The sequence below is a fragment of the Sorangium sp. So ce448 genome, assembly GCF_051520915.1.
Classification (GTDB): domain Bacteria; phylum Myxococcota_A; class Polyangia; order Polyangiales; family Polyangiaceae; genus Sorangium; species Sorangium cellulosum_B.
Window position 1 is genome coordinate 3,227,065 of sequence record NZ_CP150343.1, and the last position, 17,206, is coordinate 3,244,270.

17 protein-coding genes and 1 pseudogene are annotated in these 17,206 nt (G+C 68.5%); 11 read left to right on the forward strand and 7 right to left on the reverse strand.

Annotated elements, in window-relative coordinates; genetic code table 11:
- Nucleotides 1-54 precede the first annotated feature (54 nt).
- The 3 genes from tnpC to WMF45_RS12490 all read left to right on the forward strand — a co-directional run bounded on the left by tnpC (nt 55) and on the right by WMF45_RS12490 (nt 3,883).
- Nucleotides 55-2,097, forward strand: a complete 2,043-nt coding sequence (gene tnpC / locus WMF45_RS12480) for an IS66 family transposase (RefSeq protein WP_437717129.1) — start codon at nt 55-57, stop codon at nt 2,095-2,097.
- A 707-nt stretch (nt 2,098-2,804) separates the two neighbouring features.
- Entirely contained in the window at nt 2,805-3,011 is a 207-nt protein-coding gene (locus WMF45_RS12485) for a hypothetical protein (protein ID WP_437717130.1), read from the forward strand.
- A gap of 17 nt (nt 3,012-3,028) precedes the next feature.
- Nucleotides 3,029-3,883 (forward strand): hypothetical protein, encoded by an 855-nt coding sequence (locus WMF45_RS12490; protein WP_437717131.1) that lies wholly within the window; start codon nt 3,029-3,031, stop codon nt 3,881-3,883.
- Between the two features lie 10 nt (nt 3,884-3,893).
- Here WMF45_RS12490 and WMF45_RS12495 read toward each other — a convergent pair whose 3' ends face one another.
- The 7 genes from WMF45_RS12495 to WMF45_RS12525 all read right to left on the reverse strand — a co-directional run bounded on the left by WMF45_RS12495 (nt 3,894) and on the right by WMF45_RS12525 (nt 12,029).
- Nucleotides 3,894-4,538: a hypothetical protein gene (locus WMF45_RS12495; protein WP_437717132.1), complete on the reverse strand. Its 645-nt coding sequence runs from the start codon at nt 4,536-4,538 to the stop codon at nt 3,894-3,896.
- A gap of 3 nt (nt 4,539-4,541) precedes the next feature.
- On the reverse strand, nt 4,542-5,228 hold the full coding sequence (locus WMF45_RS12500; protein WP_437717133.1) for a hypothetical protein: 687 nt from the start codon (nt 5,226-5,228) through the stop codon (nt 4,542-4,544).
- The gene (locus WMF45_RS12505) at nt 5,225-8,581 is read right to left on the reverse strand and encodes a DNA methyltransferase (RefSeq protein ID WP_437717134.1); all 3,357 of its coding nucleotides are present in this window, start codon (nt 8,579-8,581) and stop codon (nt 5,225-5,227) included. The genes WMF45_RS12500 and WMF45_RS12505 overlap by 4 nt, the downstream gene beginning before the upstream one ends.
- A gap of 65 nt (nt 8,582-8,646) precedes the next feature.
- Entirely contained in the window at nt 8,647-9,267 is a 621-nt protein-coding gene (locus tag WMF45_RS12510) for a glutathione S-transferase family protein (RefSeq protein ID WP_437717135.1), read from the reverse strand.
- A 216-nt stretch (nt 9,268-9,483) separates the two neighbouring features.
- Entirely contained in the window at nt 9,484-9,987 is a 504-nt protein-coding gene (locus tag WMF45_RS12515; RefSeq protein WP_437717136.1) for a hypothetical protein, read from the reverse strand.
- 234 nt (nt 9,988-10,221) lie between these two features.
- On the reverse strand, nt 10,222-11,358 hold the full coding sequence (locus tag WMF45_RS12520) for a hypothetical protein (RefSeq protein ID WP_437717137.1): 1,137 nt from the start codon (nt 11,356-11,358) through the stop codon (nt 10,222-10,224).
- A complete protein-coding gene (locus tag WMF45_RS12525) occupies nt 11,358-12,029 on the reverse strand; it encodes a hypothetical protein (RefSeq protein WP_437717138.1) in 672 nt (223 codons plus the stop codon). The genes WMF45_RS12520 and WMF45_RS12525 overlap by 1 nt, the downstream gene beginning before the upstream one ends.
- Before the next feature lie 349 nt (nt 12,030-12,378).
- On the opposite strand from WMF45_RS12525, the gene WMF45_RS12530 reads away from it, so the two are divergent.
- The 8 genes and pseudogenes from WMF45_RS12530 to WMF45_RS12565 all read left to right on the forward strand — a co-directional run bounded on the left by WMF45_RS12530 (nt 12,379) and on the right by WMF45_RS12565 (nt 17,115).
- Nucleotides 12,379-12,972 (forward strand): class I SAM-dependent methyltransferase, encoded by a 594-nt coding sequence (locus WMF45_RS12530; protein WP_437717139.1) that lies wholly within the window; start codon nt 12,379-12,381, stop codon nt 12,970-12,972.
- Complete coding sequence (locus WMF45_RS12535) at nt 12,917-13,462, forward strand: hypothetical protein (RefSeq protein ID WP_437717140.1); 546 nt, start codon at nt 12,917-12,919, stop codon at nt 13,460-13,462. Before WMF45_RS12530 ends, WMF45_RS12535 begins: the two co-directional genes overlap by 56 nt.
- Before the next feature lie 30 nt (nt 13,463-13,492).
- Nucleotides 13,493-13,600, forward strand: a pseudogene (locus WMF45_RS12540) (Imm8 family immunity protein); the annotation flags it as partial.
- A 304-nt stretch (nt 13,601-13,904) separates the two neighbouring features.
- Entirely contained in the window at nt 13,905-14,282 is a 378-nt protein-coding gene (locus tag WMF45_RS12545) for a hypothetical protein (RefSeq protein ID WP_437717141.1), read from the forward strand.
- A gap of 96 nt (nt 14,283-14,378) precedes the next feature.
- Nucleotides 14,379-14,945: a hypothetical protein gene (locus WMF45_RS12550; protein WP_437717142.1), complete on the forward strand. Its 567-nt coding sequence runs from the start codon at nt 14,379-14,381 to the stop codon at nt 14,943-14,945.
- Nucleotides 14,946-15,056: 111 nt separating this feature from the next.
- A complete protein-coding gene (locus WMF45_RS12555) occupies nt 15,057-15,242 on the forward strand; it encodes a hypothetical protein (protein ID WP_437717143.1) in 186 nt (61 codons plus the stop codon).
- Nucleotides 15,242-16,378: a hypothetical protein gene (locus WMF45_RS12560; protein ID WP_437717144.1), complete on the forward strand. Its 1,137-nt coding sequence runs from the start codon at nt 15,242-15,244 to the stop codon at nt 16,376-16,378. Before WMF45_RS12555 ends, WMF45_RS12560 begins: the two co-directional genes overlap by 1 nt.
- Before the next feature lie 233 nt (nt 16,379-16,611).
- Nucleotides 16,612-17,115, forward strand: coding sequence for a hypothetical protein (locus WMF45_RS12565; RefSeq protein WP_437717145.1), 504 nt, complete (start codon nt 16,612-16,614; stop codon nt 17,113-17,115).
- Nucleotides 17,116-17,206 lie beyond the last annotated feature (91 nt).

The following is a 17,206-nucleotide window of genomic DNA, read 5'->3' on the forward strand; positions in this document are numbered from 1 at the left end:
TCTCTGCACAAGGTACTTGTCAAGAGCAAGCGCAGGGGGCATCCATGGCGCGCCTTGACCTCGACGACACGCCCCGGTGAGACCGCGCTGCCGCAGTCGGCGGAGACAGAGCGCCTTGACGGCGCGGCGCTCGTGCTCGGCTATCTCCAGGCCAGGGGACAAGGACAGGGGAGCCCCGCTGGCCCCGCGTCGGTGGTCGACGCGCTGCTCCGGCGGGTGCAGGAGCTCGAGGCGAGGCTGGCCGAGCTCTCGACGGCGGAGCAGCAGGCCCAAGAGCTCGCTCGCAGCGTCGCGTCGCTCAAGGCGTACAATCAACAGCTGCAGGAGACGATTCGGACCCTGGAGATCGGATTCCGGCGCCACGTCTCCGAGCAGGTCTCGCCTGACCAGCTGCGGCTTTCGCTGGCCGGGGAGCCAGGTGCCTGTCCGGCTCCGACTTCGTCGCAGGCCGAGAGCATCGACGCCGCGCCCGAAGCGGACCCGGGCGAGGCCAGCAGCCCGCCGCCGGGCTCCGCGAGCCCACCGGAGCACGCGGGGACGGCAGAATCCTCCTCCGGCTCCGATCCCGGAGGTGGCAAGCCAGTCAAGCGCCACGAGCACGGGCGCCGCCGCATCGGTGTCATTCCGAGGGTGATCATCGAGTCGCTGCCGCAGGAGGTGCTGCTCAAAGGCCTCGAGCGCTTCGAGCGTGTGGGCGCCGAAGACAGCTCGAGCATCGGCTACCGGCGTGGAGGCCTCCTCGAGCTCGTCACGCGTCGCCTCAAGTACGTGGCCAAGGCGGAGGCACCGGCGGCGAGCAGCGCAGCTGAAGAGGAGCCGGCTCCTTCGCCAGCCGCCGGGCCGGTCTTGAATCACAAGCGCGGCGAGCCGCTCGTCGTGCAGGAGCACGAGCTCCTGGGGATCCCCGCGGACACGTCCTTCAAGCAAAGCCCCTTCGTCGACGGCGTCCTTGTACGCTACACGCCCGAGTCGGACGCTGCGGAGGACAGCGGACCGGTGAAGATCGCGTCGCTGCCGGAGCGCCCGATCGACAGGTGTCTTGCCGATCCGAGCCTCTTGGCCCATCTGTTCGTCCACAAGCTCGACTACCACACGCCGTACTATCGGCAAGAGGTGGAGTCGGATCGCCACGGCTTCCGCATCGGCCGCGGCAACATGACCCGCTGGCAGTACGAGTGTGGCGGCATCGCGATGCGCATCGCCGATGCCATCTGGAGCGACGCCCTCTCGCGGTCGTGGTTCGCCATGGATGCGACGGGCACCGCCATCCGGGCCAAGGACAAGCACCGCTATGGGCATGTCTTCGTCCTGGTCGCGCCCGGCGATGGGGTGCTGTTCCGCTATACACCGACGTACGACGGCCCCACCGTCGCGAAGCTCTTCGGCGGCTACCAGGGGACGCTCGTCGCCGATGCCTCGGCCAACCACAACGTGCTGTTCGGGCCGGGCAAGGCGCGCGAGGCCGGCTGCTGGAGCCATGCACGAAGGCGCTTCTTCAAGGCGTTCAAGGCCGGGGCGGGCAAGGAGGCGGCGTTCGCGCTCCAGACCCTCCAGGCGCTCTTCCGCGTCGAGGAGGAATGCGCCCTGTGCAGCCCGGACGAGCGCCTCGAGATCCGGCAGCGCAAGTCCGCACCGCTGATTGAGAAGCTCTTCGCCTGGGTCGAGGCGCAGCGGCAGGTCGTCCCGGAGCATTCGCCGTTGCGCGAAGGGCTGGTCTATCTGCACAACCAGAGGGAGGCGCTCTGCGAGTTCCTCTCCAACGGGGAGATCCCCATCCACAACAATGCCTCCGAGAGGGCACTGCGCCGCGTCGTCAAGGGACGGCGCAACTGGCTCTTCCACGGCAGCGACGAGCACGCTGTCCGGTCTTGTGCCATCTCGTCGCTCATCGCGACCTGCCAGATGCACGGGCTCGACCCCGAGCTCTACTTGCAGGAGATCCTGACCGTGGCTCCGAGCTATCCGCTCAGTCGCATCCTCGACCTGAGTCCCAAGAACTGGGTCGCGACGCGACAACGCCTCATCGCCGAGGGGCGGCTCAAGTACCTGGACCTGGCTCGGATCACCGGCTCGCGGCTCGCCTTCCGCGACCGCTGATCGCGCCGCGTCGCCCGCTTCCGTCGCGCCCACAGCGCTCGTCGCGTCCGGAGCGGCCGAGACCGGCGCGCGTCCTTTCCGCGCCGAGGTGCGTCGGCTCGTCGAGCCGGTGCTGTCGTCGCTTCGCCCGGCCGCCGTCGAGCTCGTCCTGGCGGGGCCCCTTCGGGTCGCATCGCTTCGGCGCTGCTTGTCCGCGTCTCGCGTCGGCCGCCGTCCGCTCACCTCCTCTGCGGACGGCTGGGCGGCGCTCTTGCGGCGCCGCACGCCGGCGGCCTCCGTCGCTCCCGAGCGCTCCTGCTGCCCGGCCGCGCGACGCGGGCGCCCGGTCGCGCGGCCGGGGGCGTCCTCGCGGCCTGGCCACGCGACGTGCGGCGCAGACAGCTTCAGCACCGCCGTCGTCAGGCTCGGCACTTCGACGCCTGCGTCCCCGCTCCGTCGCTCCGTCATCGCACCGCGACTCTACGCACGGGGCCGCCTTCCACAAGCACGCTTCGGAACGCGTTCTGCGGAGCGGCTACCCGCAGAGGGCGCAGCCCATCGTCGGGAACTGGTTCGATCAGCACTGCATCCCCGCGGAGTGCTTGCTCGAATGTTGCCAGGGGTGGAGTTATTCTAGAAAGCCGCTCCTCCACGGAGGACAGTGGTATGGCACTCAGTGCGAGAACGTTCGGAGTAAAAATGCTGCCTATTCGGAGTACGTTTCTCTGATGTTGGACGTCCAGAATTGGTGCACTGAGGACTTTACCTACTTCGAGTCGGGATACTGTGCAGTCGTTGAGCCCCCCGACGTCGTCAAAGAGTTCGGCCCCGATGGACAGCCCGTGTATGCAGGGTTGAGCTTCTTGGTCTGCCCGCCGAGGGGACAGCCAGCGGCGCACCCGATGGAGGATGTGGAGATCATCCCCGAGGAGTGAGGGGGGTAGTGATGGTCATGCCTGCGCGCATCCTCGCGACCGCCATCATCGTCGCCTCCGCCTTCGTCCGACCCTCGAAGGTCTTTGCCGACGAGGGCCCCTGCACGGCTCCCGAGCCCTTCAACGGGTTCTGGGGCGGTGGGCAGGTTCAGATGAGAGAGCGCGTGGCGGGAATTCCGCTCCTCGCCACGACACGCCTTTGGTACAGGCAGATAAGATACTCTCCCTGCGCCAGCGGGATTCCCGTGTTCCCTCCTGGGGTCGGCGAAGCGAGCATCAGCGTGGGGGTCCCTCTCTTCGACAACCGGCGCGGCGGGTTGCTCCTGCAAATGGCCGCCCGGGGGCAGGGCTCGCAGAGGTCGAACGAGCCCGTGAGCGGTGTCATCACCGGCGCGCCCGCCACCGCGGGCCACATCAATCTTTGGGAGACCTCGCTGCCGTTGATCCAGCTCACGGGGGCTGTGTCTGCGGCCATCATGCCACAGTCCTCAGACGTTCCCCTGTCGATTGCGTACTTGGGCGGTGTGCGGTTCTACGCTCTTCATAACCAGCACGCGCAAGCGAACTTGGGGATCATGGTCGGCGGCAAGAATGCCGTCGTCAACGCTGTCCCCTCACTCGCGGTCCGCGGCAGCGAGCTGGCGATATGGAGTCATAAGGTTGCGATCGGATTAGAGCTCCGCTCACCCATCGAGTTCTCTGGTGGCCCGATACCCGTTCGGTGGCGGCTCTGGGGCGCCTTGACCTTCGCGCTCGACAAGCTGGACGATCACGCGCGCGACACGCAAACGCACCGGACCTCCTTCGACCTGGTCCGTTCACCCGTCGAAGCTGCCCCACCCACCCAGACCGCCTGGGAGATGACGTTATGATCACCTCCGTTCATTCGGCAGACAGTCCGAATCTTTTGCGGCACCTGCGGAATGTCTCTTGCACCTCGTTGGCCAAGTTGTTCTTTGTCTTGATTGCGCGGTTTTGTTGTGACTGTGAGATTATGAATTTTTCTTCTTGCGTTAGCTCATCTTCGTTCAGGTGCTCTGGAAATTTCTCGAATTTCGAGCACTTTTCGAGGCTATTGACGAGAAATTCTCCAACCTCCGCCTCGTCTACACATGACGCGCTGTATGTCAAGACGAACAGCAGGTTGGTGTGATCTGTGATGGTGCCGCAAACATGAGCATTGGCCAAGGTCTCTCGTGCTGTGCATTCTTTTACCTCTTTTTGCAGTGCCTCGACCTTGGCGGTCTTCTCCAATCCGGCGTCGTCCGTTTCTCCCGGAGGAGACGCCGCCGTGGCCGGCGGGATGGCTGTCGGTTTCGCGCGCGCTCTCAATTCTCGCCGGCACGCGCCGAGCTCTCGCTTCACCTCCGCCTCAGGGATGGACGCCGCGCTCGTTTCCACGGCCGGAGGTCTGCGCTCCCGCGTCGCCCAGCCGACCAGCACGCCACCACCAAAGACGAGGCCGAGCACGGCCACCGCGATAAGGAGACGAACCATGAGGCCAGCGCTCTTGGGGCGTTCGCTCATGCGTCAATCTCCCTGAGGCTTCGGTGCCTGCTTCGGCATCGGAGGCAGCTTCGGGGGCGTCTCCGTGCACGTCCAGACGAACTCTTTCAGGCTGCGGAGGAGATCGTCTTCGGTGAGCGTCTCACGAACCCGGATCGCGTCCGCGATGAGGCTCGATTCTTCCTTGGTGAGATCGTTCGAGCGAAGATCCGCGGGAACGTCCGAAAGCGCCGCGCAGCTCTCGAAGTTCTTCTCGATGAGATCGGCAGACCTGGACTTCGGCCCGCACATCAACCCGTCCTTGGGCAATGCCAGCAGCGCTTTGAACTGGCGAGCCGCGGCGATGCAAAGCTCAGCGTCGACAAGGATCTCGCTTTTCCTGCACCGTTTCAGCTCCACCTCGAGCTCATCCACGGTGGCCGCCCGTTCGGGAGTGTCTTGTCTCTCTTCCCCCGGAGGAGCCTCGGCCGCCGAGGCGGTCGCTCGCGGCTCCGAACGGGCTGCCAGCTCTTCTCGACATGCAGCGAGCGCTCGCCGGTCTCTCCGCAACGAGGGATCCGAAGCGGGATCCGCTCCCTTCTCCTTCGCTGGCGGCCTCCGGTCCAGGAGGGATCTGCCGACCAGTACGCCAGCGCCAAAGGCAGGGACGAGCAAGAGCGTCGCTCCGAGAACACGCATGGCATACCCCGTTTTCTTGGCGCGCTCCGTCACGACCCGCCCTCTGCTCCAGCCTGCTCTTCCTCCGCGGCGCGCGCCTCGTTCAGCGCGAACAGCCGGTCGATCAGCGCGTCCTCGAACGCGCTCCGTGCCTGCCGCTCTCCCGGGGTCGCGGGCTCCGCGTACGGGGGGACATCCACGCCGCCGAACCCGTAGGCCGCCAGGACGGTCCGGTCCATCTCCTCGTGGAGGCCGCGCAGCTCGACGATGCTCGGCTCCTTGCACCTCGGGTCCTTGATGAGGTTGTACGTCTCCGTCAGCCCCAGCCGCGACGCCAGCATCCACCGCGCGCGGGCCGCGTAGAGGCGCTCGCCGGCGGCCTCGACGCGGCCGCCCTCGGCGAGGTGGTCCGGGCGAGGGAAGGGGAACGTCTCCACGCAGTCGGACGGCGCGTACCGGAGGCCCTCTCCCATCGTCGAGGAGAGCAGCCGTGCCCACGTCTCGTGCGCGCGCGACTGGAGCACGGCGAAGCGGGCATGGTCGTCGATCGCGAACACACACAGCTGGTCCGAGAACGTCCGGCCCGCGGGCTGGAAGGCGAAGCACAGGTGCTTCGTCACCCGCGCCGCGACGAGGCACCGCTCGAGCGGGGCGATCTTGCGCCGGAGCTCGGGCCGCGTGTTGGCGAACTGCCACCAGCGCGCCCGGTGACCCGCGTCGATGCCTGTGCCCTTCAGGCGATCCCGCGCCGGCTTCACCCGGCTCCGCACGATCGAGAGCAGCGCGGGCCACCGGCCGGCCTCCTCGAGCCCGCGCTCGCCGAAGTCGATGACGTGACGGTGCGGGCTGTGCGAAGGGGACGAGTTGACCTCCTCGCCGCCGAGGAACGGGCGGAGCACCTCGCCGGCCGCAGGATCGCTTGCGAGGAGCGCCCGCGCCTCGCCGTCCGTCAGGACGAAGCCGTCGCCCCGGAGGAAGCAGCCGATGAAGCACAGATCCCGGCTGGCCCCGAGCGGGCGCGGGTCGGGGCGCTCGGGCATCGCGCGCAGGTGCGAGTTGATGTGGCCCACGGGCACGCCGTCGAGCCGCGGCGGCGGCACGCCGTCGCCCGGCGACATGCCCAGCGCGAGGTGCACGACGGCGACGTGGACCGCGGCGTCTCCCGGCCACGGGACGCTGCGCACGGCGTGGTAGATGACCGCGCCCCCCGCCTCGACGAGCGGCCTGAGGCCCGAACGCCGGGTGTCGCCCTGAGCTATCGTGTTCGTGGCGATGAGCCCCACCGTCCCGCGGCCCCCGAGCAGCGCGGCCGCGCGGCGGAAGAAATGGGCGGCCAGATCGGTGTTCTTCGTGGCGCCGTGCAGCTGCTCGAGCCACGCGGCGTAGAGCTCGCCGTGATCCGTCGAGATCCGCTTCCCGCCCAGGAACGGCGGGTTCCCGACGAACGCGCCGAGCCGCGCCGGCCGCGGCTCGCGGGCGCCGCCGGGCCCGCCCGGGCGCGGCCCCTGGAACACCTCCGGGAGCTCCAGCGGCCAGTGGAACGCAGGCAGCGGCGGCGGCCCCCCGGGCGCCCCCTCGCGGAGCGCCCGCTGCATCGACAGGAGCTCTTCCGAAGGCGGACCGCCGCCTCGGAGCCACGCGATCGCGAGCTCGGCCCGCCGAGCGCGCTCCTTCAGCCGGTCACGGTCCTTCCCGTGCGCGAAGAACGCCCCCACGACGAGGTCGCCGAGCAGCCGCGCCCGGGCGATCGCCTCGTCCACCTCCTCGGCGAGCCGCGCTCGCCGGCGCGCGGCGTCGCTGTCGTCGCCTTCCGGGACGTCCGGCCCTCCCGGGTTTCGCAGGCTCGCCGGGAGCTGAGCTTCGCCGCCTTCCGGGACGTCCGGCCCTCCCGGGTCTCGCAGGCTCGCCGGATGCTCCGCCTCCTCGGCGAGCCGCCGCCGCAGCTCGAGCGCCCGCGCCACCGCGGCGTCGATCGCCTCGCACAGCGGCGGCGCCGGCGCCGCGGGCTTCCAGTGGAAGCCGCGCAGCTGGGCAAGGTCGAGCCCGACGAGCGAGTCGCCGTGCCGGAGGGCGTGATCGACGAACGTGAACGGCTCGTCCTGCGCGCGCGTCACGAGCCAGAGCGACAGCCTCGCCAGGCTCACCGCGAAGGGGTTCTTGTCGGCGCCGTAGAGGCAGCGCCGCGCGACGAGCCGGCGCGCGTGGCTCACGGCGCCCTCGCCCGGCAGGGCGAGCCGCGCCGCCGCCGCCGCGTCGCCGCGCGTGGCCTCGCGCGTCCAGGCGGCCACCACGTGGTCGGCCAGGTACCGGCACGCCTCCATGAGGAACGCGCCGGAGCCCATCGCCGGGTCGCAGATCGCGAGCCGGAGGAGCGCCTCGGACGCGGGCTCCTCGCCCAGCTGCCGGAGCAGCGGCTCGAGCGTCCGCGCGACGATCGGCGCGGACAGGCTCCTCGGGGTGTAATGCGAGCTCGTCCGCCGCCGCTCGGCGATCGGCTGGAGGAACAGCCGCCCCGCCCCGAGCACGTCGGTGTCCCTCGCGCGCAGCGGCCCGAGCGCCTCGAGGACGCCGGCCGCGGTCTCCGCGGCGACGAGCGCGCCCCCGAGCCTCCCCGCCTCCCGCCGCGAGATGCCCGCCCGCTCGGCGAGCCACGCCGCCCGTCGCGCCGTCGGCTGCGCGAGCGCCTCGGCCGCCCCCACCCAGACCCTGTCGGGCCGGAGGCACACCGTCGGCCCGGCGGCGCGCTCGACCCGGTAGCCCATGAGCGCCTCGTAGAGGCCGCCGAGCTGCTCGACGTCGATCGCCCGGTACGACAGCGGACGCCCGTCGAGCACGAGGAGCCGCTCGAGCACCGCGTGCACCGTGCCGTCGTCGACCGACGGCGCGCGTGGCGCCGCGGGGTCGTCCGGGGCCGCGGGGTCGTCCGGCGTCGCGTGCTCCAGGAACGGGTATCGCTCGGGGTCGAAGAGCTGTCCTCCCCGCGCCGGCAGGATCAGCTGGGGGCGGCGGAGCCCGTGGAAGATGGCGCGGAACAGCGCGACGAGCCGCGGCCACGCCACGAAGCGCCGCCGCGGTGCGCCCGGGCGCGCGCCGCGCTCCGCCGCGAGCTGCTGGAACAGCGGGCGCACGCCGAGGTGCGCGGCGTAGTACGGGTCCGAGGCCGGCAGGAGCCCGCGGTCCTCCGCGTGCAGCAGGAACACGAGCCGGAGGATCGCGGTGAGCAGGCCGCCGTGGAGGTGCTCCGGGCCGCGGGCGAGCGCGTTCTCGAGCGCGCCCGCCCCGTCGCGCTCGGCCGCGTCCTCGAAGCCGCGTAGCAGGACGCCGAGCGCGTCGAAGGCCCGATCCGCGAGCGCGCCCGCGACGTCTGCCTGCTGCGCCCTGCTGTCCCCGGGGACGGGCTGATCCATGCCGAGCGCCCGGAGTGTACGCGAGCGCCGGGCGCTTTGCTGCAGGTTCTACCTGCGCACGGCGTTCAGGGCTTGATCTTCGCCGCGAGCGCCCGTGTGACCGCCGGCCTCGCCTTGATCGCCTGCTCCCAGCGATCGAGGTTCGGATACGGCTCGATCGCGACCCCCATGCGCGCGGCCCCGGAGATCCACGGAAACGTGGCGATGTCCGCGATCGAGTACTCGTCGGCGAGGTACTCGGACTCGGCGAGACGGCCGTCGAGCACCTTGTAGATGCGGTCCTGCTCGTTCTGATAGCGCTCGATCGCGTAGGGGATCTTCTCGGGGGCGGCGCTGCGAAAATGGCCGAGCTGGCCGAGCATCGGCCCCACCGCGCCCATCTGGAACATCAGCCACTCGATGACGCGCGACCGGCCCGGCTCGCTCGCGGGCAAGAGCTTGCCCGTCTTCTCGGCGAGGTAGATGAGGATCGCGCCCGACTCGAAGACGGTGACTGGCCCGTTCGGGTGGTCGTGATCCTGCAGCGCGGGGATCTTCCCGTTGGGGTTGATGCGCAGGTACTCCGGCGTTTTCTGCGCGCCGGAGCCGATGTCGATCGGTTTGATCTGGTAGGCGAGCCCGAGCTCCTCGAGGAGAATGACGGGCTTGTAGCCGTTCGGCGTGGTCCACGTGTACAGGTCGATCATCTGGTGCTCCCTCCCATCCGCGGTGCCCCCGGCACCCGTCCCGGTAGCTGCGGGGGATGGTCCCCGGGTGACCCGCGGAGGTCAAGCGAGGGCTGAACCGGGCGGAGCGCCGAGACTCGTCGACCGCGGTCGAGAGGGAGCGCCCGGCTCGCCCGGGGCCGCATGACAAACGCCCTCACAGCGCGCGTGACCCTAGGCGGTAGAGGCGGGCTGCTCCTACCAGGAGAACCGACCCGCCACTGCCGGCTCCACGCTGACGCCAGACCATGCGAGCGTCTGGATGAAGCGGATGCCGCAGGTCGCTGCGACCGCCACGTGCTGCGTCGATTGGTAGGTCGCCCCGGCTTCCACGGCCGGGAAGAACCCATAGTACCGCGAGCACAATCCCCACGCGTTGCACACGGGGATGCGCCCGAAGTCGAGCCGCGTCGCGAGCTCCAACGACAAGGGGATGCGGAACGGCACGACGCGGACTGCCGCCGCCGGACCTCCCAGCACGCCGAGCCAGTGTGCGTCGCCGCTCAGACCGAACAGGCCCACTCCGGCTCCGATACCGACGTCCATGGCCTCACGTACGGGCCATCGGTGCAAGCCGGTGACTGACGGCATGATGCCACCCGTCGCCCGCGCGGCGCGGGCTCCCAGCACGACATAGGCCGCCTTGACGTCGATCTGCCATCGCGGCGGCGCGCCGTCTTCCGCTTGGGCGACCGTGGACACGAGCGAGATCGCGGCGAGCCCGGCGCAGGGACCGCTCAGAAAAAGCCCGAGCCATCTTCGGTGGACCATCGTGGGCCTGTGCCTTTCTCCGGGCACTGCGGACTACCGCGAGTCAGCGTGCCTGGGCCGGATAGCGATCTACGGCGGGGACTTCCTACAGAGCATATCCCATTCGTCGCGCTGTCACCGCGGCCGTGCCGAGCTCGCTCTCGCCTTCGGGCGCGTCATCGACCTTCACCGGAGCCAACGTCGCTTCGGCAGCTCATAGCCGGCCAGCGCCTTGGCGCGTGCCGCACGGGCCGCTGCGAGCCAGTGCGCCCGGTCCGGGTCGCTGTCCCACGGTGGGGCGTCCCGGTAGAGCGTATCCCAGTATTCGCGAGCTGCAGCTTCGGCCATTTCGAGCTCGCTCTCGCCTTCGGGCGCGTCATCGACCCGCTCCGCGAAAGCGCGCCAGGGCTCTAATTCCCGATCGGTGTGATTCGGCCACGTTCGTCCGGGCGCCCCGTCGAAGACGCCACCACTGCTCTGGAGGTAGCTCTCATAGGCGCTCCGAGCGATCGCCTCCAGGCGGCGGCGGTTGACGTGTCCGGTGCAGCAATCGCGGTACGCCTGAGCCCACTCGCGGTCCTCGTCCGGGACGTCCTCCCGCCACGCGCTGGCGTAGATCTCGAGCAGCTCCTGTTTGCGCGAGGCCCACTCGTTCCGATCTTTTGCGTCAGGTAGGGCGCGGATCGCTCGCTCCCGGGCGGCGGTCGGTCCGGGGTACTCCGGCAGCCCGGCCCCCCAGTACCACGGCGGCTCCAGCATCGGGGGGATCGGCCTCTGCATCGAACCCGACCTCCCGCGGCGCCCGAGCGCAAACCCCTTCTGGAAGGCGCGGAGCGCCACGCGCCCGTGCTTCTGGGCCGTGTCGCCGGACGAGAAGGCTTGCCACAGATAGGTCCGGTGGAGGCGCGACATCGCCTCGGCCGCCGCATCTTCGCTCTCACCGGCGGGCGCCGCTTCGAAGCCATCGAGGAACGAGAGGAACGCGGCCTCGACAGCGTCGAGCAACATGGGCCATGGTGGAGTGAACCGTTCGGGGACGGCGCTGTGGCCGCTCGGGAGGGCGCTCGCGGTCTCCTGCGGGCCGGTGCCGTTCGGCCTCGGCCCCTCGACCCACTTCCCGAATCGCTCGCGCCGCGCAGCCGCCCATGCCCGGTCCTCCTCCGGCAGGTCGTCATGCCATGCCTCGGCGCACAGCTTGCCGAGGTCCTCGAAGTACAGCTTCCATTCTTCGGGATCCCGGGTCGAGAAGAGCCCATATCCAATGGCCACCTCGCGCAGGAAGCGGCGTACGATGGGCTGCATCGCCCCCGCCGAAGGGCTCATCAATAGTCTCCCGGGTCTCCGCCAGTCGGGGTCGCAGGCTCTTCGCCGTCCGTATCGCTGGGCCTGGGAGGGCACCCCCAGCCCGGTCCGGCGCCGAGCGGGCAGAGGAGCGGGGCGAGCTGAGGAGCGGCCCATCCAGGAGGCGGCGCGGGCAAGGCGATCATCGCATCGATGATATCGTCCGCCGAGATCTCGTTGGGGTCGATCAGCTCAGGAGGCACCTTCTCCGGTTCGTAGCGAAAATCCCACACGTAGCGGCAATCGATGCTCGCGCCTCCAGGCACCGGCAGGCTGTTCTGGAGGTCGGTCTTCCTGAGCTGGCGCTCCACGGATTCCCATTCGTCCTTGCACATGACGTAGGTCACGGCAAAAGGTCTCCGAATGAGACATTCGAGCAGGTCGGCGACGGTGTGGGTAGGCTCCTGGTCGGTCCATTTGCTCCACTGACCGCCGGCCTGGTAGCGGCACTGGAGCTTGCCCACCTGATCACCGCGATACTTTCCGCGCAGCCAGTTTATCGCCTTGACGTTCATGATCGTCCGCTTCATGAGCGACATCTCGGCGGGAGGCAGCGTTGCGATTTGGCGTCTCAGCTCCTCGCGGTCGTCAGGATCGAGGATCGAGCAGCCGCAGGTGAGCAAAGCCATCAAGGCGCTCAGCACGTGTTTCATCGGTGTCCTCCCCCAAATCGACCGGTCCACACACCCGCAAGCGGTGGCCGACCGTACCAACACCATCCTGCGCCGGTCAAGCAGCCCAGGACCTACCTGGAGGACAGCCGTTCGGGGGCATGTTTATCGACCGTCCGGAGCGGACTCAAGGCGCTCCAGATCCCCGGAAAGGCAGCGACTGCCGCTCGGTCAGACGGATCTAGCCTACGGCGCCGGACAGCATTTGGCCCTTGTGGCGCAGAGCCGGTCCGTGAGATTTTTTCGCGAAGGAGGTCCCAAAGGCAACGAACTGGACAGACCTGGTCCCGCGTCTTCGGTCGACCAACGGAAAGGAGTGCCAAGCGAGAACATGAGCGCGACCGTCTATGACCGAAACGTCGATTTTTACATCGAGTTTGTCGATCGCGGGCTGAAGTCGAATCGTTATCTGCCGCTGCTCACGCTGATGACCGATCTGATCGGCGCGCGTCTCAACGGCGCGCGCGTCTGTGATCTGTGCTGCGGCGAGGGGTATCTCGGGCGCCATCTGATCGCGCACGGCGCGCATGAGGTTCTGGGCATCGACGCCTCAGCGGAATTGCTCGAGCGGGCAACGGCGCGCGTGATCCGCCGCTATGCGTCGGAGGGACACTTCAACTCCGGTGGCGACGGCGCGCGCGGGCACATGGGCTCGTATCACCGTATGCTATCCACCTATGTCAACGATCTCATTCGCGCGGGATTTGTGTTGGAACGGCTGGAAGAGCCTCTCGATGAGCCGGCGAACGGTGAGCTGTTTTCTGAAGTGCCGATGGTCCTCGTCATCGCCGTGCGGGCGATCTGGGCTGAGATCGCGATGACGCTGAAGCGCGTCAGGCAGACACGGCAACCCCGCAGGAGGTCCCCGCATGCCCTTCGAAATCCCGCCGCCCCTGCTCGAACGCCTGCGCGCTCGACGTCTTGAGCAACGTCAGCTGCGGGCGACCCGCAGTGCTGCCGGCGCGCCGCGCGAGCAGGCGGGCGGCAACTTCATCGATTCCATTCGACACCTCTTCTCCGGAGCTTCTTCCGTCGATCAGGCGGCCGGGCAGTACGTCGCGGCCATGAACTCCTGGCAGGACGAGGTTGAAGACAAGTACGACGCGTTCTTGCTCGACCCCGGCATGGGACCGATGACCTACCTGACCTCCGACGGCCGCGTTCTCGAGGACCTCCGTGGCTGGGACGGCGATGAGATCGTCGAGGTCGGGGGTTTGCACGCACATTCCGCGCTGATCGTCGGCGCCCGGAAGACGGGGATCGTCGAGCTCCTCGAGCTGATCCCGCAGCCTCCTCCTGGTTCGTCGGTCTGCTCGAAGTGCAACGGCAAACGCTTAGCTGAACCGGCCCCCGGATTCGGAATCGAGTTCCCGTGCAACGAGTGCGACGCGCGCGGCTGGATCGATGCTGGCTGACTCCCGGATGAACCCTACGATCTCTGGCGCTGGCTCGAGCAGACCGTCGCGTCCTGCGAGGTCGAGACCTGGCCCGCCTGCGTCGAGAACCTCCGGCGCTACTTCGGCTGGGAGTACGAGAGCTACCGGGAGCCGTGACACGACGCGCGCTCTCCTGTTTCGCCCCCGCTGCACGCCGCAGCGCCGGCGTTCGGCGCGCGCGGCGGCTCCTCCGGCCCGGCCGCCCTGCCGGCGCTCGCGGCCCTCGGAAAGGCGGCGAGCGCCGCCGGTGTCAGGCGCATCTACGCCGCCGCGCTGGACACCATTTGCGCCTTGCGGCGCAGAGCCGGTCTGTGAGATTTTGTGTGGGCGAGGTCCCAAAAGGTGACGAACTGGACAGCGCTGGTCCCGCGGCTTCGGTCGAATCTGCTGACCTTTGCGCCGCTTGTCCGAGGATAGAGAAATGAGGCTGACAATCTTTCTGGAGGAGTACGCGAAGCACACGGCGCTCAACATCGGGCAAGTGATGCAAGGCGTCCGGTACTTCTACTCTCATCCGGACTGTGATGATGTCGCGCCGCGAGGGACGTTCAAGCACTGTTTCTTGTCGATGTCCCTTCGAACGAAGCGAATCGCGAACGACCTCTTCTTCTCGGTGATTCCACCTCACTGGCATCACACGCCGGAGGAGCTCCGCGAGATGCGACCGATCCCGATCAAGAAGTGGTTCTTCTATGGATATTCAGCCTGGCAATTTGACGAGTCCGGGGAGGTCAGACCCGACCTCGACGGAACAGAGGATCGAAGATGGGATCCGCGATGCCAGAAGCCACAGACTTGACGGGTGGAGCGCCTGACGGCGGTTTGAGGCGCGCGGCATCCCCGTCGAGCACGTCTACGTGAGCGCCCCGGCGGTGCTCGATTGAGTCCGTTCGCCATGAAGGTAGAACCCTACAAGATCGGTTCGCTGGCACCCGATAACCGCTGGGTCGAGCATCGATACCCGGACGCGTGGGATCTCCAGGGCACCACGGGCCCTGATCGCCTGGTGCTCGCGCCGGCCGAACGCCAGGTCGACCTCATCCTCGATCTCCTGCGACCGTTGCCGGCGCCGTTCGGTGTTCTCCACGTGCTCTTGGTGTCCCGCTGCGGCAACGCGCCTGCGCGGCGGCAGGCACCAGCCCCGATGCAGTTGCGAGATGTGGCCGGCTTTCTTCGCGAATTCGAGGAGTTCTTCGAGCGCGATGGACGCCATCACGTCTGGGTCACATCCTTGCCCTCGCAGAGCACGATCGTTTACGACAACCACAACATTCTCTACGCGTACGGCCCGATTGAGCAGTTTGTCGGCCATGCTGAGGCGCGCGGCCTGGCACGGCGCGCGATCGAGATCCCTGTCCCGCACGATCACTGCTTCAATTCCGAGTATGACGATGCTGAGGCAGCGTTGCTCGAGCGCTTCGATTGGCTCGAGTTTCCGCTCCAGCCCGGAGACGACCCGTGATCGCGGAGGCTCTCGGGCGCGCACGGCGCCCCCGCTCGCGGCAGAGGGCCCGACGCCCGCGAAGAGCTGAGACGCCGGATCGCGGCGCTGCCTCCCGCCGAGATGTCGCTCATGAAGCGGACGATCATGAACGTGAACGCGATAAACTGGCTGCGCGGCAAGTATGAAGGCGATCAGATGGGCAAGCTCCAGTGCCGCTACCAGGCCGGCGGCCAGTGGAGCCAATCTCCCAGGCCCACCGATACGGACGGCGAAGAGCCTGCGAACCCGACTGGCGGAGAACCCGGAGACTATTGATGAGCCCGTCGGCGGGGGCGATGCAGCCCATCGTACGCCGCTTCCTGCACGAAGTGGCCATTGGATATGGGCTCTTCTCGACCCGGGATCCCGAAGAATGGAAGCCTTACTTCGAGGACCTCGGCAATCTGTGCGCCGAAGTATGGCACGACGACCTGCCGGAGGAGGACCGGGCATGGGCGGCTGCGCGGCGCGAGCGATTCAGGCAGTGGGTCGAGGAAGCGGGACCGAACGGCACCGGCCCGCAGACGACCGCGAGCGCCGTCCCAAGCGGCGAAAGCGCGGTCTCCGAACGGTTCACTCCACCATGGCCCATGGTGCTCGACGCTGTCGAGGTCGCGTTCCTCTCGTTCCTCGATGGCTTCGAGACGGCGCCAGCCGGTGAGAGCGAAGGTGCGGCGGCCGAGGCGATGTCGCGCCTCCACCGGACCTATCTGTGGCGAGCCCTCTCGTCCGGCGACACGGCCGAGAAGCACGGGCGCATGGCGCACCGCGCCTTCCAGAGGGGGTTTGCGCTCGGGCGCGGCGGGAGGTCGGGTTCGATGCAGCGGCCGATCCCCCCGATGCTGGAGCCGCCGTGGTACTGGGGGGCCGGGCTGCCGGAGTACCCCGGACCGACCGCCGCCCGAGAGCGAGCGATCCGCGCCCTGCCTGACGCAAAAGATCGGAACGAGTGGGTCTTACGCAGACAGGAGCTGCTCGAAATCTACGCTAGCGCGTGGCGGGAGGACATCCCGGACGAGGACCGCGAATGGGCTCGGGCGTACCGTGATTGCTGCACCGGGCACGTCAACCGCCGACGCCTGGACGCGATCGCTCGGAGCGCCTATGAGAGCTACCTCCAGAGCAGTGGTGGCGTCTTCGACGGGGCGCCCGGGCGAACGTGGCCGAATCACACCAGTCGGGAATTAGAGCCCTGGCGTGCTTTCGCGGAGCGGGTCGATGACGCGCCTGAAGGCGAGAGCGAGCTCGAAACGGCCGAAGCGGCAGCTCGCGAATACTGGGATACGCTCTATCGGGACGCCCCGCCGTGGGACAGCGACCCGGACGGGGCGCACTGGCTCGCGGCGGCCCGCGCGGCTCGCATCGAGGCGCTGGCCGGCTATGAGCTGCCGAAGCGGTGTTGGCTCCGGTGAAGATCGATGAAGCACCCGAAGGCGAGAGCGAGCTCGGCACGGCCGCGGTGACTAGCGACGAATGGGACATGGTCTGTAGGAATTCCCCGCCGCAGATCGCGATCCGGCCCAGGCACACTGACTCGCTGCAGTCCGTAGTGCCCGGGGAAAGGCACAGGCTGACGATGATCCACCGAAGATGGTCCCGACTATGTCCGAGGGCTCGTTGTGCCGGGTTCGCCGCGATCTCGCTCGTGTCCACGGTCGCCCGTGCGGAAGACGGCGCGCCGCCGCGATGGCAGATCGACGTCAAGGCGGCCTATGTCGTGCTGGGGGCCCGCGCCGCGCGGGCGACGGGTGGCATCATGCCGTCGGTCACCGGCTTGCACCGATGGCCCGTCCGTGAGGCCGTGGACGTCGGCATCGGCGCCGGAGTGGGCCTGTTCGGTCTGGGCGGCGACGTACGCTGGCTCGGCGTGCTGGGAGGTCCGGCGGCGGCAGCCCGTGTCGTGCCGTTCCGCATCCCCTTGTCGTTCGAGCTCGCGACGCGGCTCGACTTCGAGCGCATCCCCGTGTGCAACACATGGGGGTTATGCTCACGATACCATGGGTTCTTCCCGGCCGTGGAAGCCGGGGCAAGCTACCGATCGACGCAGCACGTGGCGGTCGCGGCGACCTGCGGAGTCCGCTTCATCCAGACGCTCGCATGGTCTGGCGTCAGCGTAGAGCCGGGAGTAGCGGGGCGGCTCTCCTGGTAGGGCAGAACCGTCTCCTGCGGGGTTCGTCCAAAGCGGCTTGCCTTCGCCGCTGACAGGGCGAATCACCACCGACCCCCTCCGGCCAGCGCCT